The sequence below is a fragment of the Pseudomonas sp. TUM22785 genome (assembly GCF_028198105.1).
GTDB classification, from domain to species: Bacteria; Pseudomonadota; Gammaproteobacteria; order Pseudomonadales; family Pseudomonadaceae; genus Metapseudomonas; species Metapseudomonas solani.
Genome location: NZ_CP116239.1, coordinates 3,077,862 through 3,101,121, shown reverse-complemented (window position 1 = coordinate 3,101,121; position 23,260 = coordinate 3,077,862). Strand labels below are relative to the sequence as shown.

The 23,260-nt window shown below is 66.0% G+C and carries 24 protein-coding genes; 12 read left to right on the top strand and 12 right to left on the bottom strand.

Translation table 11 applies throughout. The features are described 5' to 3' along the window. The first annotated feature begins 1 nt into the window (after nucleotide 1). The 3 genes from acuI to PI990_RS14435 all read left to right on the top strand — a co-directional run bounded on the left by acuI (nucleotide 2) and on the right by PI990_RS14435 (nucleotide 2,204). Nucleotides 2-985 (top strand): acrylyl-CoA reductase (NADPH), encoded by a 984-nt coding sequence (gene acuI, locus PI990_RS14445; protein WP_271661057.1) that lies wholly within the window; start codon nucleotides 2-4, stop codon nucleotides 983-985. Nucleotides 986-1,149: 164 nt separating this feature from the next. Further along, nucleotides 1,150-1,389, top strand: coding sequence for a hypothetical protein (locus PI990_RS14440; RefSeq protein ID WP_271661056.1), 240 nt, complete (start codon nucleotides 1,150-1,152; stop codon nucleotides 1,387-1,389). A 587-nt stretch (nucleotides 1,390-1,976) separates the two neighbouring features. Continuing rightward, nucleotides 1,977-2,204 carry a hypothetical protein gene (locus PI990_RS14435; RefSeq protein WP_263403738.1) on the top strand — a complete coding sequence of 76 codons (228 nt, stop codon included), beginning with the start codon at nucleotides 1,977-1,979 and terminating at the stop codon, nucleotides 2,202-2,204. Between the two features lie 473 nt (nucleotides 2,205-2,677). Here PI990_RS14435 and PI990_RS14430 read toward each other — a convergent pair whose 3' ends face one another. The 6 genes from PI990_RS14430 to PI990_RS14405 form a co-directional block, all read right to left on the bottom strand. Then, entirely contained in the window at nucleotides 2,678-3,535 is an 858-nt protein-coding gene (locus PI990_RS14430) for an SDR family oxidoreductase (RefSeq protein ID WP_271661055.1), read from the bottom strand. 80 nt (nucleotides 3,536-3,615) lie between these two features. After that, nucleotides 3,616-6,183: a DNA ligase D gene (ligD, locus tag PI990_RS14425; RefSeq protein WP_271661054.1), complete on the bottom strand. Its 2,568-nt coding sequence runs from the start codon at nucleotides 6,181-6,183 to the stop codon at nucleotides 3,616-3,618. 28 nt (nucleotides 6,184-6,211) lie between these two features. After that, the gene (gene ku, locus PI990_RS14420) at nucleotides 6,212-7,093 is read right to left on the bottom strand and encodes a non-homologous end joining protein Ku (protein ID WP_271661053.1); all 882 of its coding nucleotides are present in this window, start codon (nucleotides 7,091-7,093) and stop codon (nucleotides 6,212-6,214) included. A gap of 20 nt (nucleotides 7,094-7,113) precedes the next feature. Continuing rightward, nucleotides 7,114-7,356, bottom strand: a complete 243-nt coding sequence (locus PI990_RS14415) for a hypothetical protein (RefSeq protein WP_271661052.1) — start codon at nucleotides 7,354-7,356, stop codon at nucleotides 7,114-7,116. Between the two features lie 68 nt (nucleotides 7,357-7,424). Continuing rightward, nucleotides 7,425-7,919: an MgtC/SapB family protein gene (locus PI990_RS14410; protein ID WP_184489191.1), complete on the bottom strand. Its 495-nt coding sequence runs from the start codon at nucleotides 7,917-7,919 to the stop codon at nucleotides 7,425-7,427. Then, nucleotides 7,913-8,065 (bottom strand): PSPA7_2676 family Cys-rich small protein, encoded by a 153-nt coding sequence (locus tag PI990_RS14405; protein WP_021220762.1) that lies wholly within the window; start codon nucleotides 8,063-8,065, stop codon nucleotides 7,913-7,915. The genes PI990_RS14410 and PI990_RS14405 overlap by 7 nt, the downstream gene beginning before the upstream one ends. 199 nt (nucleotides 8,066-8,264) lie before the next feature. On the opposite strand from PI990_RS14405, the gene PI990_RS14400 reads away from it, so the two are divergent. Continuing rightward, nucleotides 8,265-8,897, top strand: a complete 633-nt coding sequence (locus PI990_RS14400) for an NAD(P)-dependent oxidoreductase (RefSeq protein ID WP_271661051.1) — start codon at nucleotides 8,265-8,267, stop codon at nucleotides 8,895-8,897. A 461-nt stretch (nucleotides 8,898-9,358) separates the two neighbouring features. On the opposite strand, the gene katE is transcribed toward PI990_RS14400, so the two are convergent. Together katE and PI990_RS14390 are read right to left on the bottom strand one after the other, a co-directional pair. Then, complete coding sequence (katE, locus tag PI990_RS14395; protein ID WP_271661050.1) at nucleotides 9,359-11,494, bottom strand: catalase HPII; 2,136 nt, start codon at nucleotides 11,492-11,494, stop codon at nucleotides 9,359-9,361. A gap of 145 nt (nucleotides 11,495-11,639) precedes the next feature. Beyond that, a complete protein-coding gene (locus PI990_RS14390) occupies nucleotides 11,640-11,813 on the bottom strand; it encodes a general stress protein (RefSeq protein ID WP_081672301.1) in 174 nt (57 codons plus the stop codon). Between the two features lie 384 nt (nucleotides 11,814-12,197). Here PI990_RS14390 and PI990_RS14385 point away from each other — a divergent pair, with 384 nt between their 5' ends. Both PI990_RS14385 and PI990_RS14380 read left to right on the top strand, forming a co-directional pair. Next, nucleotides 12,198-12,455 carry a hypothetical protein gene (locus tag PI990_RS14385; protein ID WP_271661049.1) on the top strand — a complete coding sequence of 86 codons (258 nt, stop codon included), beginning with the start codon at nucleotides 12,198-12,200 and terminating at the stop codon, nucleotides 12,453-12,455. After that, nucleotides 12,452-12,886 (top strand): hypothetical protein, encoded by a 435-nt coding sequence (locus PI990_RS14380; RefSeq protein ID WP_271661048.1) that lies wholly within the window; start codon nucleotides 12,452-12,454, stop codon nucleotides 12,884-12,886. The genes PI990_RS14385 and PI990_RS14380 overlap by 4 nt, the downstream gene beginning before the upstream one ends. A 389-nt stretch (nucleotides 12,887-13,275) precedes the next feature. On the opposite strand, the gene PI990_RS14375 is transcribed toward PI990_RS14380, so the two are convergent. Then, nucleotides 13,276-15,744: a glycogen/starch/alpha-glucan phosphorylase gene (locus PI990_RS14375; RefSeq protein ID WP_271661047.1), complete on the bottom strand. Its 2,469-nt coding sequence runs from the start codon at nucleotides 15,742-15,744 to the stop codon at nucleotides 13,276-13,278. A gap of 32 nt (nucleotides 15,745-15,776) precedes the next feature. Beyond that, nucleotides 15,777-16,172, bottom strand: coding sequence for a DUF2513 domain-containing protein (locus PI990_RS14370; RefSeq protein ID WP_271661046.1), 396 nt, complete (start codon nucleotides 16,170-16,172; stop codon nucleotides 15,777-15,779). Nucleotides 16,173-16,500: 328 nt separating this feature from the next. Here PI990_RS14370 and PI990_RS14365 point away from each other — a divergent pair, with 328 nt between their 5' ends. The 6 genes from PI990_RS14365 to PI990_RS14340 all read left to right on the top strand — a co-directional run bounded on the left by PI990_RS14365 (nucleotide 16,501) and on the right by PI990_RS14340 (nucleotide 19,872). Further along, a complete protein-coding gene (locus PI990_RS14365) occupies nucleotides 16,501-16,878 on the top strand; it encodes a Rho termination factor N-terminal domain-containing protein (RefSeq protein WP_184490209.1) in 378 nt (125 codons plus the stop codon). A 71-nt stretch (nucleotides 16,879-16,949) separates the two neighbouring features. Further along, a complete protein-coding gene (locus tag PI990_RS14360) occupies nucleotides 16,950-17,210 on the top strand; it encodes a hypothetical protein (RefSeq protein ID WP_271661045.1) in 261 nt (86 codons plus the stop codon). Between the two features lie 39 nt (nucleotides 17,211-17,249). Next, on the top strand, nucleotides 17,250-17,675 hold the full coding sequence (locus tag PI990_RS14355) for a hypothetical protein (protein WP_271661044.1): 426 nt from the start codon (nucleotides 17,250-17,252) through the stop codon (nucleotides 17,673-17,675). A gap of 27 nt (nucleotides 17,676-17,702) precedes the next feature. Next, on the top strand, nucleotides 17,703-18,815 hold the full coding sequence (locus PI990_RS14350; protein WP_271661043.1) for a DUF3182 family protein: 1,113 nt from the start codon (nucleotides 17,703-17,705) through the stop codon (nucleotides 18,813-18,815). Further along, nucleotides 18,802-19,572, top strand: a complete 771-nt coding sequence (locus tag PI990_RS14345) for an alpha/beta hydrolase family protein (RefSeq protein WP_021220773.1) — start codon at nucleotides 18,802-18,804, stop codon at nucleotides 19,570-19,572. Before PI990_RS14350 ends, PI990_RS14345 begins: the two co-directional genes overlap by 14 nt. Before the next feature lie 78 nt (nucleotides 19,573-19,650). Then, nucleotides 19,651-19,872, top strand: a complete 222-nt coding sequence (locus PI990_RS14340) for a DUF3203 family protein (protein WP_021220774.1) — start codon at nucleotides 19,651-19,653, stop codon at nucleotides 19,870-19,872. Nucleotides 19,873-20,138: 266 nt separating this feature from the next. Here PI990_RS14340 and PI990_RS14335 read toward each other — a convergent pair whose 3' ends face one another. After that, nucleotides 20,139-21,599, bottom strand: a complete 1,461-nt coding sequence (locus PI990_RS14335) for an outer membrane protein transport protein (RefSeq protein ID WP_271661042.1) — start codon at nucleotides 21,597-21,599, stop codon at nucleotides 20,139-20,141. A gap of 195 nt (nucleotides 21,600-21,794) precedes the next feature. Then, nucleotides 21,795-22,280: an alkane oxidation protein activator PraA gene (praA, locus tag PI990_RS14330; RefSeq protein WP_271661041.1), complete on the bottom strand. Its 486-nt coding sequence runs from the start codon at nucleotides 22,278-22,280 to the stop codon at nucleotides 21,795-21,797. Nucleotides 22,281-23,260 lie beyond the last annotated feature (980 nt).

Sequence of the window (23,260 nt, the reverse complement as noted above, 5' to 3'; positions counted from 1 at the left end):
GATGTTCAAAGGCATCCTGATCGACAAGGACGACGCGGGCTACCGCGCCACGCTGGCCGAGCTGGACGAGGCGCAACTGCCCGAGGGCGACGTCACCGTGCAGGTCGACTACAGCACCCTGAACTACAAGGACGGCCTGGCCATCACCGGCAAGGGCCCGGTGGTACGCAAATTCCCCATGGTCGCCGGCATCGACCTGGCCGGCACCGTGGAAGCCAGCGACAACCCCGCCTTCAAGGCCGGTGACCGCGTGCTGCTCAACGGCTGGGGCGTGGGCGAGACCCACTGGGGCGGCCTGGCGCAGAAGGCGCGCCTCAACGGCGACTGGCTGATCCCCCTGCCTGCTGGCTTCACCCCGCGCCAGGCGATGGCCATCGGCACCGCCGGCTACACCGCGATGCTTTCGGTGCTGGCCCTGGAGCGCAACGGCGTGACCCCGGACAAGGGCCCGGTGCTGGTGACCGGCGCCAACGGCGGTGTCGGCAGCTTCGCCATCGCCCTGCTCGCCCGCCTCGGCTACCAGGTGGCGGCCTCCACCGGCCGGCCCCAGGAAGCGGATTACCTCAAGCACCTGGGCGCCGCTGAGATCATCGACCGTGCCAGCCTCTCCGAGCCCGGCCGGCCGCTGGGCAAGGAACGCTGGGCCGGCGCCGTCGACTCGGTGGGCAGCCACACCCTGGCCAACGTCTGCGCCGGCATCCGCTACGGCGGCGCCGTTGCCGCCTGTGGCCTGGCCCAGGGCATGGACTTCCCCGCCAGCGTCGCGCCCTTCATCCTGCGCGGCGTGACCCTGGCGGGCATCGACAGCGTGATGCGCCCACGCGCCGACCGCATCGAGGCCTGGGACCGCCTGGTGCGTGACCTCGACCTGGCGCTGCTGGACGAGATCACCAGCGAGATCGGCCTCGGCGAGGCCGTGCTCAGCGCCAGCGAACTGCTCGAAGGCCGCGTGCGTGGCCGCGTGGTGGTGGACGTCAACCGCTGACCCTTCCGGGCGCCGCCAGCCTGGCGCCGCCAGCCTGGCGGCGCCCTCTGCGGCGCACGATGCGCTGCCCCGATAATCACTATCAAGCCTGATGATTTCTGCCCCGACCGCCGCTTGGCTAATCTGCGCCCATCGCAACGCAGACAGCCGAACAGGAGGGCCAGATGCACAAGTCGATCGCACTCATCGCCCTGCTCGCCACCCTCGCGCTCGCTGGCTGCACCTCGCCGCAACACAGCGAGGAAACACCCTACACCGATGCGCAGGTCCGCCAGTTCGCCCTGGAGATGTTCGGCAAGAGCGGCCTGCCGCCCGAGCAGTTGGCCAAGGTCCGCCGGGCGCTGCTGAAACAGGATCAACGGATGTCCAACGCCATCCGCGACGTGCAGCCGAGCAAGGGCTGAGTCACCCCAGATTGCATGCTCCTCCCATGGCCACTCCCCCCCTTTGGCCAATACGCAGCTCACCCCCGAGCTGCTTTTTTTTGCCCGCGAATCGGACGCGTCCGCTGGGCGGTCACAGGAGCGGGAAGCAGAATCGACGGATTGTCATGAAGAAGGGGTAGAAAAAGGAAAGATTCGGATACATCTGGGCCCGGGTGGCCCTATCCAATCAACGGAGCTTGCCGTATGATCGCGCACCTAGTACCAAGCTGTAAGTCAATCCGGCCAGTCGCAGCCAGCGCTTCTCATGCGCATCGCGACGCCGGTCTCCTCGATGGTTACCTGACCCATGCCTCCCGCCAATCACTGGCAGCGCATTCGTCTTGGCCTCCCATCCAGAAGTCTGATCAGGACAATCACCGGGCCGGAACCTTGCCCACGATTACAACCTGGCATCCAAAGTACTTGGCTGGCACGCTCCGCTCACAGGCGGAACTTTCCGCCAGCTCATTCGCTCCGATAAGGATCATCCGGTGTGCCCAAGGTGGGCGACGGATTCGGAGTTTTATTACGCGGCCTGATTGCCGCACTTTGCAGGACCTAACAATATGACTATCCACCACCAGGCCGAACAAGCCATTACCACCCTTACCCGCGCATTTGCGCCGCTCCAGTGTCAGATCACCGCGCCTTCCCGCAAGGGCGGCTTCAGCTTCACCATCGTCAGCGAGTACGGTGTCGCCTGCCACAGCCAGCGCATCTACCCGGAGCAGTACAGCAACTCCAGCCAGCTTCAGCAGGTGATCGATCGCGCCCAACGCGCCCTCGCCGCCTGACGCCAGGCACGTCGACCCAAAGCCCCGCATAAGCGGGGCTTTTTCTTGCCTGCGATTTACCACGGTTGGTGCCGTCGGGTGTGGCACCACTTGTTGTAGGAGCGAATTCATTCGCGATGGAGTGTCCGGCCAACTCGTGGCCCGGTGCCTGCGTCAGCTCTTTCGCGGCTCAAGCCGCTCCCACGGGAAGGGCCTGTAGCGGGGCCGGATATCGCTGCGTTGGGCCTCGCTGCGCTCGGCGCCAACCTACGGGCGAGTCGGTGCCAAGTCGTAGGGCGGGTGAAACCCGCAATTTTCGAGCACCAGAAACCGCCGGGTTTCACCCGACCTACATCGGCCCTCTGCATGTGCACGGTCTGTAGGTTGGGTAGAGGTACGAAACCCAACATTGCGATGCTCGGATCCGGCACCGTGCCTGCTGCAGGTCTTTCGCGGCTGAAGCCGCTCCCACACGAACATCGCCGCGTGACGCCCTAGCCGTTCACCACGATGCCGCCGTTCACGTGCAGCACTTGGCCGCTGACATAGGCGGAATCGGCACTGGCGAGGTAGACATAGGCCGGGGCTACGTCCGCCGGCTGGCCGGGGTGGCCGAGGGGTGTTTCGGCGCCGAAGTGGCTGACCTTCTCGGCATCGAAGGTGGACGGGATCAGCGGCGTCCAGATCGGCCCCGGGGCTACGGCGTTGACGCGAATGGCGCGCTTGGCCAGGTTCAGCGCCAGGGAGCGGGTGAAGGACGTAATCGCGCCTTTGGTTGAGGAATAGTCCAGCAGCGTCGGGTTGCCCTTGTAGGCGGTCACCGAGCTGGTGTTGATGATGCTGGCCCCCGGGCGCAGGTGTGGCAGCACGGCCTTGGTCAGCTGGAACATGGCGAAGATGTTGGTGCGGAAGGTCTGCTCCCACTGCTCCTCGGTGATGTCTTCCAGGCGTTCCTGAGGATGCTGCTCACCGGCGTTGTTCACCAGCACGTCCACCCTGCCCCACTTCTCGATCACCGCGTCGATGACCCGGCGGCAGAACTCGCCATCGGCCGCATCACCGGCGAACAGCAGCGCCTCGCGCCCGGCTGCCTGCACCTCCAGGCGCGTGCGCTCGGCATCTTCCACCTCGTTCAGATAAAGCACCGCCACGTTGGCACCCTCGCGGGCGTAATGCACCGCAACGGCACGGCCGATGCCACTGTCGGCCCCGGTGACGATGGCGGTCATGCCGTCGAGCTTGCCGGCGGCCTGGTAGTACTCACCAATGGTCAGCGGCTGCGGGCGCATCTCGGTTTCCTGGCCCGGTTGCTGGTCCTGGTGCTGGGGCGGAAGGGTCTGTTCGTCGCTCATGGTCGTCTCCCGTATCAGTGCCTGTTACTCAACAGGACTGGCCCTGGCGCGGCCGGTTCAGGGAAATTCACCCAGCGGCCTCAGTCCTCCGGCACCGCTTCCAGGCGCTCCCACATGGCGCGGGTGATGCGCTGGCGGGCGACGTAGTCGTGCCAGGGGTCTCGATCCAGGCCGTCCAGGCGCTGGCGCAGGTTGCCCAGGGTCCATTGCGCCGAGCCCTTGAGCCGCTCCAGCTCATCGCGCTCGATGGGCACCGACACCGGTAGCCCCGGCCGTGCCCGCACCGAGTAGGCGCACACGGTACTGGCGCCACGCTGGTTGCGCAGGTAGTCGACGAAGATGCGCCCGATACGGTTCTTCGGCCCCATCTTGTCGACGAAGCGCTCCGGCAACTGGCGGGCAAGGAAGCTGGCGATGGCCTTGCCGAACCCCTTCACCTCGTCCCAGCCGGCATGGCGCGCCAGCGGGACGACCAGGTGCATGCCCTTGCCGCCGCTGGTTTTCAGCCAGGCCTGCAGGCCCAGTTCATCGAGCACCGAAAGGGTCAGGCGGGTGGCCTCCTGCATGGTCTTCCAGGGCAGCTTGGGGTCCGGGTCGAGATCGAGGATCAGGCGGTCGGGTCGCTCGATGCGGTCGCTGGTGGCGCCCCAGGTGTGCAGTTCGATGGCACCCATTTGCACCGCGCCCACCAGGGCCTCCAGCGTGTCGATCTCCATCAGCCGCGCGTGCCCGGGGTCCAGCGACGGGTCGAGGTGACGGATATTGGGAATCGCCAGGCGCTCGGCGTGCTTCTGGAAGAACAGCTCGCCGCCGACGCCCTCCGGCGCCCGCAACAGGGACACCGGGCGCCCCTTCAGATGCGGCAGCACCCACTCGGCCACGTCCGCGTAGTAGCGCGCCAGTTCCAGTTTCTGGGTGCCGCTCTGGTCGTCGATCACCCGCTGCGGATGGCTGATGGACACCTTGGCCAGGGTCTGGCGCCCCCCCTCCCCGGCTTGCCCAGCCGTCTCGGCGGCCGCCACAGGCGCCTTCCTCAGGCTGGAGGCGCTACGTGGCTGCTCGCGGATGATCTGCTCCGCCGGCTTGTCGCTGCGCAGGCCGATGAACGCCGCCTGGCGCACGATGGCGTCACCGGTCCACTCGGCGAATTCCACCTCGGCCACTAGTTGCGGCTCCACCCAGTGCACACCCCGGCGCTGGCTGGCGGTCAGGGCCTTGGTCAGCGGGCTGTCCTTGCGGGCGATGGCCTGCAGGCGGCCGAGAATGTCGGCCAGCCGTGCCTCGTCGAAACCGGTGCCCACCCGGCCGGCGTAGCGCAGCTCCGCCCCGCCCGGCTCGTCGTGCACCGCCAGCAGCAAGGCGCCGAAACCGCTGCGGCTGCCCTTGGGCGCGGTGTAGCCGACGATGACGAACTCCTGGCGCCGGCGGCATTTGAGCTTGATCCAGTCCGGGCTGCGGGCCGAGCGATAGGGGCTGCCCGCGCGCTTGCCGATCACCCCTTCCAGGGACATGGAACAGGCGCTTTCCAGGATCGATTCGTGGCTGGCGGCAAAATCCTGGGAGAAACGCAGCAGGCTGCGCTTGTGGCCCTTGAGCACCTGCTCCAGGGCGGCGCGGCGGTCCTCCAGCGGCTGCTGGCGCAGGTCGCGGCCGTCGAGGTACGGCGCGTCGAACAGGTAGTAGAGGATGCTGTGGCTGCGGCCGATCTCGAAGGCGTTCTGCAGGCCCTGGAAGCTCGGCAGGCCGTCCTCGTCGAGCACCACCACCTCGCCGTCCAGCCAGCTGTCGCCCAGGTCCAGCGCCGCCAGGTCGCGGGCCTGCAGCGGCAGTCGCGCGGTCCAGTCGTTGCCGTTGCGGGTGTAGAGGCGCACCTCGCCGTCGCGGATGCGGGCGAGGATGCGGTAGCCGTCGAACTTGATCTCGTAGCGCCAGTCGCCCGAGGGTGGCGCATCCACCAGGGTCGCCAGCTGCGGCGCCAGGGTGTCGGGCATGCCCGGTTCGGCACCCTCGCCCTTGCGCGCCTTGGCCGCCTTGCCAGCCCCCCTGGAAGCACGCGGCCGAGCGGCCGGCGCATCGCTGCCCACATCGGCACCACTGATCACGCTGGCCGGCTCGGCGGAGACGATGTCGTACTCGTCCGCCGGGCGCGCCACCTCGTCGTCCTGCTTGATCAGCAGCCACTGCTCCTTGTCGCCACTGCCACGCAGGCGGGTACGCACCAGGCTCCATTCGCCGCTGAGCTTCTCGCCCACCAGGGTGAAGGTCAGCTTGCCGGCGGCGTAGGCGGCGCGCGGGTCGCCATGGGGCTGCCAGATGCCGCGATCCCAGACGATCACATCGCCCGCGCCGTATTGCCCGGCCGGGATGCTGCCCTCGAACTCGGCGTAGCCCAGCGGGTGGTCCTCCACATGCACGGCCAGGCGCTTGTCCTTGGGGTCCAGGCTCGGCCCCTTGGGCACCGCCCAGCTCTTCAGGGTGCCGTCCAGTTCGAGCCGGAAGTCGTAATGCAGATGGCGGGCGTCGTGCTTCTGGATCACGAAACCCAGCGCGCCGGCTCTGGACCGGCTCTTGGGCCGCCCAGCCTCATGGGGCTCGGAGGTGACCTCGAAATTGCGCTTGCGGTTGTATTCGCTGGAACGGCGGGCCATGGCGGATCACCTCGGCGTGGATGCGGATTCAGCCAGCCTTGGCCTTGCTCCGGGATGGCTTGGCGCTGCTCTTGCGCGCCGGTTTGGCAGCGGCCTTGGCCGGCTTGGCCTTGCCGGCGGGCTTGCCGCCGAGGCTGCGCTTGAGCAGATCGGTAAGGTCGATGACATCGGCGCTGCGCCGCTCCTCCTCGCCCGCTGGCGACTCCACCGCCTCGATGCGGCCCTGGCTGGCCTTGCGCTCCACCAGTTCCATGATGCGGTCGGTGAAGCTGTCGACGTACTCGTCAGGCTGCCAGTCGGCGCTCATGTCCTTGATCAGCCGCTTGGCCATGTCCAGCTCGGCCTTGGCCAGCTTGGCGTCGGTCACCGCGCTGCCCAGCTCCAGGCTGTCCAGCCCGCGTACCTCGGCGGGCCAGCGCAGCATCACCAGCACCAGCGCGGACTCCAGCGGCATCACCGCCGCCAGGTGCTGGCGGGTGTGCAGCACCACATTGGCCAAGGCCACTTTCGCGGTGCCCGAGAGCGCCTCGCGCAGCAAGGCATAGACCTTCTCGCCGCGTTTGACCGGTGTCAGGTAGTAGGGGGTATCGATGTTCTGCAGGGGGATGGCGGCGCTGTCGACGAAGGCGAAGATATCGATGGTCTGGGTCGCCTCGGGGTGGGCGGCGCGAATTTCCTCCTCGCTGATCACCACGTAGCGGCCCTTCTCCAACTCCACGCCCTTGACGATGTCGTCCTTGGTCACTTCCTTGCCGGTGCGCTTGTTGACCCGCTTGTAGCCCACCGGGTCCATGTTGCGCTTGTCCAGCCAGTCGAAGTCCACGCCCTGGGACGAGGTGGCCGAAACCAGGCCCACCGGGATGTGTACCAGGCCAAAGCTGATGGCGCCCTTCCAGATCGCACGTGCCACGGGTCACCTCACGAGCGGGCCTAGAGCGCCACGCCGTCGCTGTAGATCACGCTGCCTTCCACGGTGATGTCGCGGATCTGTCGCAGCATGTTGTCGGCGGCGGTCTCCGCCTCGTTCTCGCACACACAGCCCGGCGTCAGCACCCAGAGCACGCGCACGCCGGCGCCTTCGCGCTTGGGCTGGTACTCGATGAGGCCGACGTAGTTCTGCCCTTCCCTCATGGCATCGGTCCATGCGGTGCAGTGTTTGAAGTCTCTGAACATGGCGAAAAGCTCCTTGTTGCTGACTGCCACACAAGGTTCTGAGTCGCGTCGGCGGAAAAGAGTTTCGCCTATCGCTTGTCGAGCTTTTCCAGGCGGGACACCAGGTGCGGCACCAGATTGAGGATCACCAGCGCCACCAGGGTCGCGAGAACCGCCGTGGCTTCGCGGCCGAGGCCGACGGTGACGCCGATGGCGGTGGTCAGCCAGAGACCGGCGGCGGTGGTCAGGCCCTTCACCTCGGCCACGCTGTCGCGCTTGAGGATGGTGCCGGCGCAGAGAAAGCCGATGCCCGCGACTATGCCCTGGATCACCCGGCTCATCGCATCGTGTTCGGCGCCGGCCATTTGCGGCACCAGGACGAAGAGCGCGGCGCCCAGGGCCACCAGCATGTGGGTGCGGATGCCGGCCGCCTTGCCGTGCTGCTCGCGCTCGAAGCCGAGCAGGCCGCCGAGCAACGCGGCCAGCAGCACGCGCAAGGTCACCCGGGTCGCCTGGGTGGGGTCATCAAGGTCGGAAAACTCGCTGGCGAGGGTCGCCAGGACTTGGTCCCACCAGGTCACGATCCACCGCGCTCCAGGGCGCCCGTCAGGGGCAGGTAGCGATAGGCACCGCAGCGGGCGCACACCTGGCAGAGCAGGTCTTCCTTGCCGATGTGCACCGAGGTGCTGGGCGACCAGGAACAACCACCGATCAGACAGAAGAGCGTCATGTCACCTCCACCGGCGGGTGCCGTATGAATACCGGACTCATGTTTTTCGACTGTGGCACTTCGCCAAAGGTTTGCTGTTTTTTGCGCCGGGCGGGTGCTCCGTCCACCGGGAGCATTTGCTGAACCATTTTCGTCGCGCACCCTGTCTAGATGGAGAACCCCACGCGGGAAAGCCCCACGACGCTGCCAAGGAGCCCCCATGAAGAACCTCGAATCACCCGCCTACAAACTGGCCCTGTTCGGCGCCCTCGGCAGCCTGGGCAGCGCCACGCTGGTGGAAGCCCTGAGCCGGCAATGGGAAGCCACCGCACTGCTCGACGACCTCAACGCCATTCCTTCGCGCCCCGGCATCCGCGCCAAGCCCGGCGAGCCCTTCGATGCCCTGGCTGTGAGCCACGCGGTGGCGGGCATGGACGCCGTGCTGTGCAACCTGTGCAGCCAGCCGCTGCTGGCCAGCGCCCGGCAGCAGGCGACGACAGAGTTCGAGGTGGAGTTCCGCGCCATCACCGCCCTGCTCGACGGCCTGGCGATGGCCAGGGTCAAGCGCCTGCTGGTGATCGGTGACTTCCGCTGGCTGGATGAGAAGGTCGGCTACCGGCCCGAACCCGGTGTGCAATTGCAACAGCGCCTGCTGGACAGCACCCTGGACTGGACCCTGGTGGACGCGCCGAGCGTGGGCGGTGAGGACCTGTTCGGTCTGGACGACTTCCTCACCCCTACCCACAGCAACGAGCCAGACGCCGTGACCGCCCTGCGCCGCTTCGCCGCGGCCGTGCTGGATGAATGCCAGTTGGCGGCCCACCGGCACCAGCGGGTACGCATCCAGGGCTGATCGGCCAGCCCAGGTCTCCGATAGGTGTTGCCTGAAGGTTTCGAGCTCAGCTGATTGCCGAGCGTTGCTGGTGCTTTTGGTTTCGCCCACCCGGGCGAGTCCCTTTTAACAATCGTCGGAATGCCGAACCACTTAAAAGGAACCAAAAGGGCTTGCCCCTGCATACGGGTCTGGCTTCGCCAGACTTCCCTCGCTCTATCATCGTTCCAGGGGCACGCCGCGAAGGGCCATCCCTGGCCCATCGCGGCTCTCGCGACATCCATGTCGCTCAACCCCTTACACGACGATTCGCTCGGCCTCCTGAAAGGGGCGTTTGGCAGCTGCTCCAACATTGATGCCCGCTTTCATCGATCGATGTGCGCCTTATTTTGAGAGCTTCTCTCGAACCCGCGCTGGCAAACGTCGACAGCCATCATAAACATCGGCCACACCGGGGCGCCCTCCCTGGCGCCCCGCATGGCTTAGGCCGGTACCTTCCTGGCCTTGGGCTCCCGCGCCCAGACCCGGTGCTTGGCGATGGCATCGAACAGCGGCTTGGCGACGTCCTTGGCGGAGGCACCGCTGAGCAGTCCTTCGTCCGCCTCAAGGTGCAGCTGGCTGGCCAGATCGCCCGCCGCGCCGCACAGGGCGATGGCCTTGAGGTGCTTGTAGGCCTCCTGCAGGTAGTGCAGCACATCGCCATCCCCGCCGAAGGTTTTCACCGCACTGTCGCCACCGGGCACGAACACCGCATCGAACGCAATGGAAGGCAGCCCGGCGATGGTGGCATCGGGCACCAGTTGCTTGCCCTCCGCGGTGCTCACCGGTGCCGAACTCGGTGCCAGCAGCTTGGCGCTGGCGCCGGCCTTCTTCAGCTCGCCCTGGATGAACTCCACATCACTGCCCTTCACGCCATTGGCGATAAGGATGGCCACCTTGCGCGACTTGATATCGCCAGGCAGCAGGTTCATCTGGCTCAGTGCGGGCGAGGCCTTGAGGCCGATCTCCGGCACCTGCACCGTGGGCGCCTGGGGCGGTGTGAGGCCGAGGTTCTCGGCCACCTGGCGGGCCAGGTCGAGGTCGATATTGGCGAGGATTTCCTTCACCTGGCGCTCACGGATGTGCACCCGCTCCACCTTGCCCAGCTCGAAGCTGTAGGCCGCCACCACGTGGCCCTTCTCCGTCTCGCTGAGGCTGTTGTAGAACAGCCGCGCCTGGGAGAAGTGGTCGGCGAAGGAGTCGGCGCGCTTACGCAGCTTGGTGCCCGACAGCGGCTCGTGGTAGCTGCTGAAGCCACCGCTGCGCGCAGCGGGCGGCGTCTCCTTCGGCCAGCCGCCGTCGATGGAGTTGGGCTCGTAGGCAGCACGCCCCTTGTTCACCGTCTGCCGGTGCAGGGCGTCGCGCTGGTTGTTGTGGAACGGGCAAACCGGGCGGTTGATGGGGATCTCGTTGAAGTTCGGCCCACCAAGACGCGAGAGCTGCGTGTCGGTGTAGGAGAACAGCCGCCCCTGCAGCAGCGGATCGTTGCTGAAGTCGATACCGGGCACCAGGTGGCCGGGGTGGAAGGCGGCCTGCTCGGTCTCGGCGAAGAAGTTGTCCGGGTTGCGGTTGAGCACCAGCTTGCCCACCTTGCGCACCGGCACCAGTTCCTCGGGCACCAGCTTGGTGGGGTCGAGCAGGTCGAAGTCGAACTTATGCTCGTCCTCCTCGGGGATCACCTGCAGGCCCAGCTCCCATTCCGGGTAGTCGCCTTTTTCGATGTCTTCCCAGAGGGTGCGGCGCTGGAAGTCCGGGTCCTTGCCGGCGAGCTTCTGCGCCTCGTCCCAGACCAGCGAGTAGACGCCCGACAGGGGCCGCCAGTGGAACTTGACGAAGACGCTGCGGCCCTCGGCGTTGATCAGGCGGAAGGTGTGCACGCCAAAGCCCTGCATGCCCCGGTAGCCCACCGGTATGGCCCTGTCGGACATGGTCCAGAGCACCATGTGCGCCGACTCGGGCACCAGGGAGACGAAGTCCCAGAAGGTGTCGTGGGCCGAGGCACCGGTGGGGATCTCGTTGTGCGGCTCGGGCTTCACCGCGTGCACGAAGTCGGGGAACTTGATGGCGTCCTGGATGAAGAACACCGGCATGTTGTTGCCCACCAGGTCGAAGTTGCCCTCGTCGGTGTAGAACTTCACCGCGAAGCCGCGCACATCGCGCACGGTATCGGCCGAGCCACGCGGCCCCTGCACGGTGGAGAAGCGCACGAACACCGGGGTTTTCTTCGCCGGCTCGTTGAGGAAGTCGGCCTTGGTCAGCTCGGCCAGCGGCTCGTAGACCTGGAAGTAACCATGGGCCGCAGCGCCACGGGCATGGACGATGCGCTCGGGAATACGCTCGTGGTCGAAGTGGGTGATCTTCTCCCGCAGGATGAAGTCTTCCAGCAACGAGGGGCCGCGCTCGCCAGCCTTCAGGCTGTTCTGGTTGTCGGCGATGCGCGTGCCGGTGTTGGTGGTCAGGGCCTGGTCGGTGGCGTCTTCGCGAAAGCCCTCCAGTTGGTCGAGCTTGCGGTTGCTGTTTTCACGGTCAGGGGTGTCGGTACCGGCGAGTTGGCTGCCGGTCTTCTTCTGGGTGGGCATCGGGCTTTCTCCTGGCTTGGAATCGACGCCCAGACAGGCGCCGGGCCTGACGACGCATTGCGCGTGCGCAGGTAATCACGGGTGTGGCAGGTAATCCGGCAAGGGTGGGGAGCGACGGCCGCATGCCGCCGCCCCCCGTTGGGCGTCAGTCACTGTTGTTGCTGTGGCTGCGCTGTCCTCCCTTGCGGCCGGCTGCGGATGCGCGTGCCGGGTCGTTCCTGAAATTGCCACCACTCACATGTCCGCCCTTCTTACCGGCTTCGGATGCGCGTTGTGGGTCTTCTGCGAAGTTGCCTTTGCCGCCTCGATGTTGAGCCATTGCACAGGTCCTCTCTGGTCGTTGATCTGACGTTGTCGTGGAGCAGGCGCCAAACCGGCGCCTAGTAGGTCTGAGGGCAGCATTGCGCAGAGGTTCTAACTATTTGCGCCCCGTTCGGCGCAGGTTGCGGGGCTGTCGATTGAGTACGGCTATGGCCACGACTGGGGCGTCGATAGCGAGCGCCAATCAGAGAGATCGTCGTCAATTAACTGCCGGGACATATTTCGCGGGCGCAGGCTGATGTAATCACGGGCAATTCCGGGTCCATGCCGTACCTGGGCCGTTGGCCAGTATTTACGCGTGTCGGCAGGGGTTTAAGGTGAAAACAGGCAAGACACCGGAGCGGAGTTGCCGCCCCCTATCCTGCGACCGGAGGTAGTCACCGTGCCCAGCAGCCAACCCAGTGCCCGCGATATCGAAATCCACTTCAACCAGCGTCTGCGGCCCAGCACCCATGGCCACTGCGTGATGGAGGCGGATGGCACCCTGACCATTCACCTGCACGATGGCGAACGGCAGCTGACGGTGGTGGGCATTACCCGTGCAACCTATGGCAACCAGGAGGCTCTATTCGAATTGGGGCCCGCGCTGCTGGAAGAGTGGTCGGCCCTGTATTCGCAACCCGATGGAGCCTTGCCATGAACCCAGCCGCACCCGAGCCGACCTCGCTGCCCTCGCCCAGCAAGACCCATGAGTTTCTCCGCGACTTCGAAACGGCCGTCGCCAGCCAGGCCCTGCCGCTGTTCGAGGAAGCGGCGCGCCATGCCCGCCGGGGCGGCATCGAAGTGACGGTGGAGATGGACAGCAGCGACCCGCTGCACCCGCAGCTGCGCCTGGCCGCCAGCAACCCGGGGACGCGCACCAGCCACTACCGGATCATCGCCGACGCGGCCAACCTGGGCCTGGTGCATGAAGAGTTCTACGCCTTCAACGACGAGACCCGCACCCTGCCCGCGCAGTTGGCTTCGATCAACGAAACGGTGATCGACACCCGCCTCGCCGCCTTCTTCCTCAAGGCCTTCGCCCTGCCCCTGGATTACGTCACCGAACGCCGCCAGGCGGGGTTCTGGTAGGGCCGTCGCGCCGCCCGCCAAACAACCTGCCTACGGATGGTCCGCGTGGTGGACGGGTGAAGCGTCGTCCACCCTACCGCTGCGCCTCACCCATGAGCTCGCTCTCACACAGGGGTGTGGGGTGGAGGTCGCTTTTACCTCCACCAGGCGGTGTCGCAGGTGAGCCCGATGGTTGAGCGACAGGTAGGTCGGGTGAAACCCGGCGCGCGGTGCCCTCTCGATCGCGAATGAATTCGCTCCTACAAGAGCGGCGGCGCTGCGCGTCGCTTGGCGACTGAAGTCGCCCCTACACAGCACCTGCCAGGGTATGACTGCGGTGCCACCACGAGCTACGAATGGTGGACGGGTGGGGCGTCGTCCACCCGCGTCAGCCCCCTGCTCTGCTCCGGTCAATCCCGGTTGGTGGGCACCTTCCAGATGTCGGCGGCGTATTCGCCGATGGTGCGGTCGGAGGAGAACCAGCCGGCACGGGCGGTGTTGAGCACGGCCGACTTCCACCATTGCGCGGGCTTCTGCCAGGCGGCGTCGACGCGGCGCTGGGCGTGCCAGTAGGCGTCGAAATCCGCGCAGACCATGAAGCGGTCGTCCCGCACCAGGCCCGCCACCAGGGCTTCGTAGCGGTGCGGGTCATCCGGCGAGAACACCCCACGGCGCACCGCCTCCAGCGCCCCGCTAAGGCGCTCGGAGCCGGCGATCACCGCGCTCATGTCCAGCTCGCCGGCACGCTTGCGCTGTTCCACCTGGCCGGCGGTCATGCCGAAGATGAACATGTGCTCGGCGCCGATCAGCTGGCTCATCTCCACGTTGGCGCCGTCCAGGGTGCCGATGGTCAGCGCGCCGTTGAGGGCAAACTTCATGTTGCTGGTGCCGGAGGCTTCCAGCCCGGCGGTGGAGATCTGCTCGGACAGGTCCGCCGCGGGAATGATCACCTCCGCCAGGCTGACGTTGTAGTTGGGGATGAACACCACCTTGAGCAGCCCGCGCACCGTGGGGTCGGCGTTGATGGTGCGGGCGATGTCGTTGGCCAGCTTGATGATCAGCTTGGCCTGGTGATAGCTGGCCGCCGCCTTGCCGGCGAAGATCTTCACCCGCGGCGCCCAGTCGGTGGTCGGCTCGTTGCGGATGGCCTGGTACAGCGCCACGGTGTGCAGCAGGTTGAGCAACTGGCGCTTGTACTCGTGGATGCGCTTGACCTGCACATCGAAGATCGCCTCGGTGTCCAGGTGAATGCCCAGGCGCTCGTGCACCAGCCGCGCCAGGGCCGCCTTGTTCTGCTGGCGGTGGGCGGCGAACTGCTTGCGGAAGCCGGCCTTGTCGGCATGGGGCTCGAGGTTGCGCAGCAGCTCCTCGGGGGCGTCCAGCAGGTTTTCGCCGAGGGCGTCCACCAGGGACCCGGTGAGCAGCGGGTTCACCTGGTACAGCCAGCGGCGGAAGGTCACGCCGTTGGTCTTGTTGCCGATGCGCTGCGGGTAGAGCCGGTGCAGGTCGCGGAACACGGTTTCCCGCATCAGGTCGGTGTGCAGCGCCGAAACGCCATTGATGCTGTGGGAGCCGAGGAACGCCAGGTTGCCCATGCGCACCCGGCGCCCGTGGTCTTCCTCGATCAGCGACACCGAGCGCAGCAGGGCGAAGTCGTGGATGTCCTGCGCGCGCAGGGAGTCGATGTGGTAGGCGTTGATCAGGTAGATGATCTGCATGTGCCGGGGCAGCAGGCGCTCCATCAGCGACACGGGCCAGGACTCCAGCGCCTCCGGCAGCAAGGTGTGGTTGGTGTAGGACAGCGTCGCCACGGTCATTTCCCAGGCCGCGTACCACTCGATCTGGTAGACATCCACCAGCTGGCGCATCAGCTCGGCCACGGCGATGGCCGGGTGGGTGTCGTTGAGCTGGATCGCCGCCTTCTCCGGCAGCGAGCGGATGTCGCCGTGGCTGGTCATGTGGCGGTGCAGCAGGTCCTGCAGCGAGGCGGAAACGAAGAAGTATTCCTGGCGCAGGCGCAGCTCCTGCCCGGCCTCGGTGCTGTCGGCCGGGTACAGCACCCGCGAGATGCTCTCGGCACGCACCACATCGGCCACCGCGCCGAAGTGGTCGCCGGCGTTGAAGCGCTCCAGCTGCAGGTCTTCGATGGCCCGTGCGCGCCACAGGCGCAGGGTGTTGACGCTGGCACCGCGCCAGCCCACCACCGGCGTGTCATAGGCGATGGCGCGCAGGGTTTCGTTGGGCTGCCAGACCTGGCGCGGCACCTCGCCCTCGCCATCCTCGGTGAGCACGCTGCCGCCGAAGCCGATGTTGTAGCTGACCTCGGGCCGCTCGAACTCCCAGGGGTTGCCGAAATCCAGCCAGGTTTCGGTGTGCTCCTGCTGCCAGCCATCACTGACCACCTGCCGGAACAGGCCGTGCTCGTAGCGGATGCCGTAGCCGTGGGCGGCGAGGCCGAGGGTCGCCATGCTTTCCATGAAGCAGGCCGCCAGGCGCCCCAGGCCACCGTTGCCCAGGGCCGCGTCGGGCTCCACCTGGCGGATGGTGTCCAGGTCCACGTCCAGCTCGGCGAGGGCCGCGCGGGCGGTTTCCAGCAGCCCGAGGTTGCTCAGGCAGTCCACCAGCAGGCGGCCGATGAGGAACTCCAGGGACAGGTAATAGACGCGCTTGTGCTGCTTGCGGTCGACCTGCGCCTCGGCCTCCTCCCAGTTGTCCACCAGGTGGTCGCGGGCGGCCAGGGCCACGGCTTCGAACCAGTCGTGGCTGTAGGCATTGCGCGGGTCCTTGCCGACCGCGTACTTGAGCTTGGCGAGGATGTTCTGCTTGAAGGCCTCGACCGGCGTGGGGCCGGCCGGGGTGGCGGCTTTCTCGGTGGACATGTCCTGCTCCTTGGCTGATGAGGCGCGAGCCCTCAGTTGAACAGTGCGTCGTTGTGCGCCAGGCGCAGGTGACGCGCGGTGTCGCCCGTGGCGGGCGGCCGGGCCGTGGAGCGCAGCGTCTCCAGGCTGATGCCACCCATGCGCTGTTGCAGGAAGGCCTTGGTCGTCCCCCAGGCGTCGTCATCACGGATGGGGTCGAGCAGGTCGTGGCCGGCCAGGGTGAGGCCCTTGGCGATCATCACCGGGTCACCGTTCCACGGGTGATGCGCGGTGCACTCGGCGAGGCCCGCCTGGCACATCAGGTGAAGGTGGTGGCTGACCGACTCCAGTGTGTGCCCGGCGTAGGGCTGGGGGTGGAAGTGCTGGCCGGTTCCGAGTGATTCGATCTCCAGCAGCAAGGCCCTGATCAGGTCCCAGTCTCTTTTCATGTCGCGGTGTCCTTATGCCCTATCGGTGCGCGATTGCATGCGTGCGAGGAGGTGCCGCCCGGCACGGTTCGGCCGGAGCTGCGCAACGTCGTGCGGTGGTGCACCGGAGCCGGTGCGGAGCGCGCGTCCATCCCCTAGGAGGTGAGTCCGCCGGGGGGCGGAGAGAGTTCAACCTAATCGTGCATTTCGCACGTTGCACCGCGACCGCCGGTCATGGCCCGCCGGCAAAAACCTGAACTCTGCCCGCCGGGGCCATTCAGAAAACCTGAGGGCCCCGGAGCGGCACAGGCCGCACGGGGCGAGTCGAACGCGACGCACGGAGGTTCATATGCCACGCGGAAGCAAAGACAAATACACCGAAGCCCAGAAGCGCAAGGCCGCCCATATCGAGGAAGGCTACGAGCGCCAGGGCGTGCCCCAGGGCGAAGCCGAGGCCCGCGCCTGGGCCACGGTCAACAAGCAATCCGGCGGCGGCGAGAAGGCCGGCGGCTCGGGCCGCAGCACCTCGCCGGCAAGCAAGGCGGCGGCGCGTCGTTCCTCGGCCCGTCGTGCCGTGGCGACCAAGCATGGCGCCCCACGCCCCGGCACCCGCCTGGAAGACACCAGCAAGGCCGACCTGATGATCCGCGCCCGTGCGCTGAAGATTCCCGGCCGTTCGCGGATGCGCAAGGACGAGCTGGTCAAGGCCCTGAAGAAAGCCGCCTGACCGCCCCCCTGATCACCCACGACGATCACGCGCGGCCGGCCTTCCCGGTCGCGCCCACCAAGGAGAACCCCATGGCCGAACCTTCCAACATGGAACGCCTGGTCGCCATCGGCGGCGGCATCCTGCTGATCCGCAAGGGCGTCGCCACCCGCGGCCTGCTCGGGCTGGCCGACATCCTGGTCGGCGCCGCCGCCATCTACCGCGGCATCAGCCGTACCCGCCCCCGCGCCAGCGTGCATCAGCTGCACCCCCTGCCAGTGGTGGAGCGGGTGCCGCCAGGCAAGCAGTTGGTCAATCCGGCCAGCCTGGTGAAAACGCCCTTCCAGCAGTAGTCGCACACGGCGCGCCAAGGGTGCGCGAGGAGAACCGTCATGACCCTGAGGATGCCCCTGCTGCTGGCCGCCTGCCTGGCCTCGCCCCTTGCGCTGGCCGATGCCTGCCAGGTGGAGACCCACCCGGTGAGCCGCCAGGTACCCGGCGTCGAAACCGAGACCTGCTACGAGTACTCCGGCATGCCAGCCGGCGCGGTCGACTGGTCCTGCAGCAACGAAAGCAAGGACATGCTGCAGAGCGACAAGCGCAAGGTAGCCAGCTGCAAGAGCGGCTGGTTCGGCCGCTGTACGGGCGCCCTCACCCAGGAGGCGCTGGCCAACCCGCAGTCCAGCGGCGAAGAAGGCAGCGACCCGGCCAACATCCCCGCCGACGCCAAGGTGGTCACCTACCACTACACGGCCAAGGACCCGGCGCAGGCGAAGATCGATTGCGAAAGCGGCGGCGGCACCTGGCAGGCCCCCTGATCACCCGTCGCCACGAGGAGCAGCCCCATGCCTGAATCCCCACCACCCCGCGAAGGGGTCGCCCTGCTCGATGTCCGCCATGACGCGCCCGAGCATGAACGCCGCGTGCACCACTGGCTCGGCGAACATATCGCCGCCCTGCTCGACACGCCCTTCCTGGCAGATCGACAAGACAGCGCTACGCGGGCGCGCTACTTCATCCCCAACGACACCCTGATCGGCCGTGGCCAGGCCCGTGAACTGGGCATCCGTTCGGATGCCGACTTCTTCGGCGGCATGGTCGCCGAACCCTTCATGGCCACCAAGGCCATCACCCATCCCCTGCCCGGCCCTTCCGCCCATGCGCCGCCAGGCTGGTCGGAAGGCTTCTTCCACCTCGCCGGGCGCGCGGTGCTCAGCGGCTACAGCGCCTTCAACATCGACGACGCCATGCAGGCCGGCATCCGCCTGCTGCTGTCCGGGCCGGTGCGGGTCAAGCCGGTGCGCGCCACCGCCGGGCGCGGCCAGTGCCGGGTGACCGACGAGAACCAGCTGCGCGAGGCCATCGCCGCCCAGGACCTCGACGAGATCGCCACCTGGGGCCTGGTGCTGGAAGAGCACCTGGAAGACGTCCTCACCTACAGCGTCGGCCAGGTGCAGGTGGCCGGCATCACCGCCAGCTACTTCGGCACCCAGGGGCTGACCGAGGACAACGGCGGTGTCTCCGTCTACGGCGGCTCGGAACTGCTGGTGGCACGCGGTGGCTGGAAGGATCTGCTGGACCTAGCCGGTGACGAACCGGTGCACCTGGCCATCGAACAGGCCCGGGCCTATGAGCAGGCGGCGCAGGCATGCTTCCCGGGCTTTCTCGCCTCGCGGCGCAATTACGACATCGCCCAGGGCATCAATGCCCGGGGCCAGTTGCGCTCGGGGGTGCTGGAGCAATCCTGGCGCATCGGCGGGGCCAGCGCGGCGGAAATACTGGCGATCGAAGCCTTCGCCGGCGATCCGCAGCTGACGTGCATCCGCGCGGCGACCGTCGAGCGCTACGGCGCGGGGTTCGAAATACCGGGCGGGGCCACCCTGCTCTACCAGGGCGACGATGCCGAAGTCGGCCCCATCAGTAAATTCGCGAGGGTGGAACCTTATGGCGTCGCGTAGCGAAAGCGTGGATATCCAGGTCGCCAACGAACAGATCGCCGGGACCTTCCTCACCCCCGCCGCCAAGGTGCCGGGCATCCTCTTCGTCCACGGCTGGGGCGGCAGCCAGCAGCGCGACCTGGCACGGGCCAAGGGCATCGCCGGGCTCGGCTGCGTGTGCCTGACCTTCGACCTGCGCGGCCACGAGAAGACCGAGGTGCAGAAGCAGACGGTGACCCGCGCCGACAACCTCGACGACCTGATCGCCGCCTACGACATGCTTGCCAGCCACCCCGCCACCGACACCTCGGCCATCGCCGTGATCGGCAGCAGCTACGGCGGCTACCTGGCGACCATCCTCAGCACCCTGCGCCCGGTGCGCTGGCTGGCCCTGCGGGTACCCGCGCTGTATTGGGATGATGAGTGGGACACGCCCAAGCACGCCCTCGACCGCCAACGCCTGGCGAGCTACCGGCTGACCGCCGTGCGCCCGAGCGAGAACCGCGCCCTGGCGGCCTGCGCCGCCTTCGAGGGCGATGTGCTGATCGTCGAATCCGAACACGATGACTTCGTGCCGCACCCGACCATCATGAGTTACCGCGCCGCCTTCGAGCGCGCCCACTCGCTGACCCACCGCATCCTCGACGGCGCCGACCACGCGCTGAGCGGCGACCGCAGCCAAAAGGCCTACACCGGCCTGCTGACCGACTGGATCAGCGAGATGGTGATCGGCGAGCGGGTGGGCGACTTTCCCCACCATTCGGCCTTCTACTCCTGAGCCCCCGGTCGCCCGGCCTGAACCTTTAGGGGCTCGGGCGCTTCTACCCAACAGGCCCAGCCATGCAAGGAGAACGACATGTCCGTGAACATCGATCTGGAAGGCGGCACCTGCGCCATCGAACTGAACGGCAACCACAGCGAAATGCCGATCCGCGACATCGTCATCAGCACCGATGATGGCCTGCGCGCTTCGGTAATCCGCAGCCCGGCGGGCGACGCGCTGATCAGCGAAGACGAAGCCCAGGTGCTGGTGGGGGCTGGCGCCAAGGATGATCGACACAACGTCATCGCTGATTGAGTTTGCCGCCGTGTTGCCCAGAGGGGTGGAGGGGCTGAGGGCCCAGGCGCTCCCGAACAAAGACACCCTGCACGGGCACAGGAAATGCCCCGAGGGAAAAGAGAAAGGCCGCTGATTCCTTCCGGCGGCCGACGTAAAAAGGGGGCAGGCCCACCCGTGGTGAGGACACGAGCCCGGACCCGCCCCAACTTCCCCACCTGTTCTGATCGGCCCGATGCCCCGGGAACCGGGTGACGATCGAGAGCACAGATGGGGAATTTCCAGCCTTAGAACATGTAGGTAGCCGAGACGCTGAAGATCTGCCCCTTGGATTCCACCTTGCCATCGACGCTGCCGCCGCCCAGACGCGGTTGGTTCTGGGTGCGCAGGCGACCTTCATCGACGAACTGGCGGGAATAGGCCACATCCACGCTCAGGTTCGGGTCGGAGGCGAAGCGGTAGCTGCCACCCAGGGAGACGAAGGTACGGTCACCGTCGGGGATGCGCGCATCGCGGGTGGAGTTGCGGGTCGGCGTCTGGTCCAACGCCACGCCCGCGCGCAGGGTCAGCTGGTCGTTGAGACGGTAGTCACCGCCCACCGAGTACATCCAGGTGTCCTTGTAGTTGTAGGGAATGTCGACGATCAGGTTGCCGTGGGACTCCAGCTTCAGGGACTTGAAGGACGACCACTCGGTCCAGGTCACGCTGGCGCCCAGGCTAAAGCTGTCGTTGAAATCGTGCACCCAGTCGAAGGTGGCCATGGCCGGGATGTCCATGCGCGATTCGGCGTGGTCACCATTGGGATTCAATATCAGCCCTGCATAGCCCGCCTGTGCCAAAGCATCGGGGTTCATCAATTCGGGCGAGGTGAGGAAGTTCAATCCATTGGCATCCGAGAAATGCCAGTTGTAGTCCCCGTCCAGCTCGTTCTTGATCTTGGCGTGGTACGCCAGGCCCAAGGTGTCCTGGGCGGTTGGCTTCCAGGCAACGCTGGCAAACCAGCCCGGGGATACGTTGTCGACCTTCACACGCATCGTCGCCCTGGTGACACCACTGGGTAAGCCACCTGCGAAAATGGAACCCGGGTTTGCCGCAGCGGCAGCCATGAGGTCCACGTTCTGGCTCACGAAGCCCTGGGTACGCTGAATCACAACCCCACCGCCGACCGCCCACTGATCATCGATCTTGAAGGACAGCGAGCCGGCCAGGGCCGCCGTCTCGATCTTGGTATCCAGGGCGAAGTCTTTGGCTTTGAAGTTCTTGTCCCACGTGCTGCGCATGCCCATGGGGACAACTTGACCAAGGCCAATAGCGAAGCGATCACCGACAGGGATGACCAGGAACTGGGTGGGCAACCACTTGCTGAACCCGCCGTTACCGCCATCACCCAGCTCCCGAGTTTCGGGCCCGTTAACATCGATGAGTTCGCTACGGGGGTTGCCCGCGTAGTCATAGGCCTCCCCTTTGAATTTCATGTCGATATCGGCATAGATCGCCGACACCTGGCCGATGGGACGCTCGATAAAGGCCATGGCAGCCGGGTTGTTGAAGGCGGCGCTGGGATCGTTCTTCCACACCGAGCCACCGGCGAAGGCACGGCCCCAACCGGGCGTGCCATAGGTAGGTACGGCAAAGGCACCGGCTTCGGCTTGTTGAACACCGATAACGGCACTGAGTACGGCCAGGCTCAGCAAACTGCGTTTGCACGTGAAATTGAAAAGAGAGGGGCGCTTCGAATACGTCTTCATGACAACTCCTTGCTTATTATAGTTTTCTGCCTCACGGGGCGCGTCCTGCACAACTAATAGTTCAGAAAATCAAACTTCCTCACTAATGGCTCGAAACGTTTCTTACTTGCCGAATGTGCTGAACCCATATAGCGACAGTATTCCAATCACAATGAAAGCGGCCTTCCCACCCTGGGATGGGAAGGCCGTTCACGCTTACGGAACCAGCGTGAATGCCGGGGTCGGGCTGACATACAGGCTCTGGATGGTGCAGGAGCCAACCGGCTGGTTCGGGGTCAGGGTCAGGGTGTTGGTGGCGTTGCTCCAGCCACCGGTCACGGTGACCGGAGAAGAGCTGCAGTTGATACCGGCCACGGTGAACTTGACGCCGCTGACGTTGCCAGCGGTGAGGCTGGAAGCGGTCAGGGTCCAAGGCAGGCCGGCTGCGCTGGCTGCACCGCAGAAGCCGCCGCCAGTGATGTTCACGGCAGTGATGGTGGCTTTGTCAGCACCGCCCACGGAGGTGGTGCCGATGAATTCCACGTTGCAGGTCACGGGCGACAGGAAGCCAGGCTTGACCACCGAAACACCCTTGGCGGAGAAGGCGGTGTTGGCCGGGGTAATGGTTACGGCCATGGCCGAGGAAGCGCCCATGCACAGAGCCAGAGCAGCGGTAGCAACGGAGATTTTGGACATTTTCATTGTTTTCGTTCCTTGGTTGAATAAGCAAAACATGGTTTTGTTTTTGGTCACTGGGAATACACCACGAAGACCTTCCTGTTTAACCCATGACCGCTTTTCAAACTTGCCCAGTCACCCGCTGCTTCAAGTTACCGGCGGACGTTATTCCAATTCCGGTTTCAATCGGCGACGCCACACTGTTTCCGGGCAAGTTCCCAGGCCAACTTCCGTTGCGGGCAGATAACAATCGAAGTGCAGCTATCCAGGCTGCGTCATGTCATCCATCCAACAACGTCCGCATGGCACTGATCGGGCCGGTACTTGCCGAAGCAAGTGCCGGACGAGTTCCTCAACGCTGTTGTTCAGTCACGCTCGTTTCGATGCAGGGCCATGGACACACGACGGCCTGCGAGAGGGTTTCCACCGCTTCCGCCACCAGGGCGAAAAGGACGCATCGGCTCGGGCACAAGGCTCGATACGAGGCGAGGGAGCCGGGCGGCAGATTCCCGGCGAGTGATAGGGGCGTTGCCTGATACAGGCGAAAAATGGAGCATCCGTTGCCACCTCCCTGCTGCGTTCCAATGCGTAGCGATCTTTACCGACTCGCCAGGGGTTGTTACTCATCGGCGTCTTACCTGTGGGACCCGGGCTTGTGCCCTTGTGGGTGACTTCCCAGTGGGTAGCGCCGGGAACGAGATTAGGTTGCTGGACCGCATTTCATACCTAGCAAAAGGTTGGGTACCCCCGCTCCAGAGCCTGCCAGCGAAGCCGCAAAAGCGGGAACTTCCTACACACCTGCGTCAAAGGTCGCACGCCATATAGCTGACTATCCCGACAACTCGGGGCTTGACGGGTGTTTCCATCACGGACACTCGCCCATCCGCCGCATCGTTCTGGTGCATGAATTGATTGTTCGAAAAATGAATCCGCGTCCATCCACGGCGAATCTGCAGGCAGAAAGCCGGGTAATACGCGCGATCGTGCGAGTTGGAGGCTGAAAA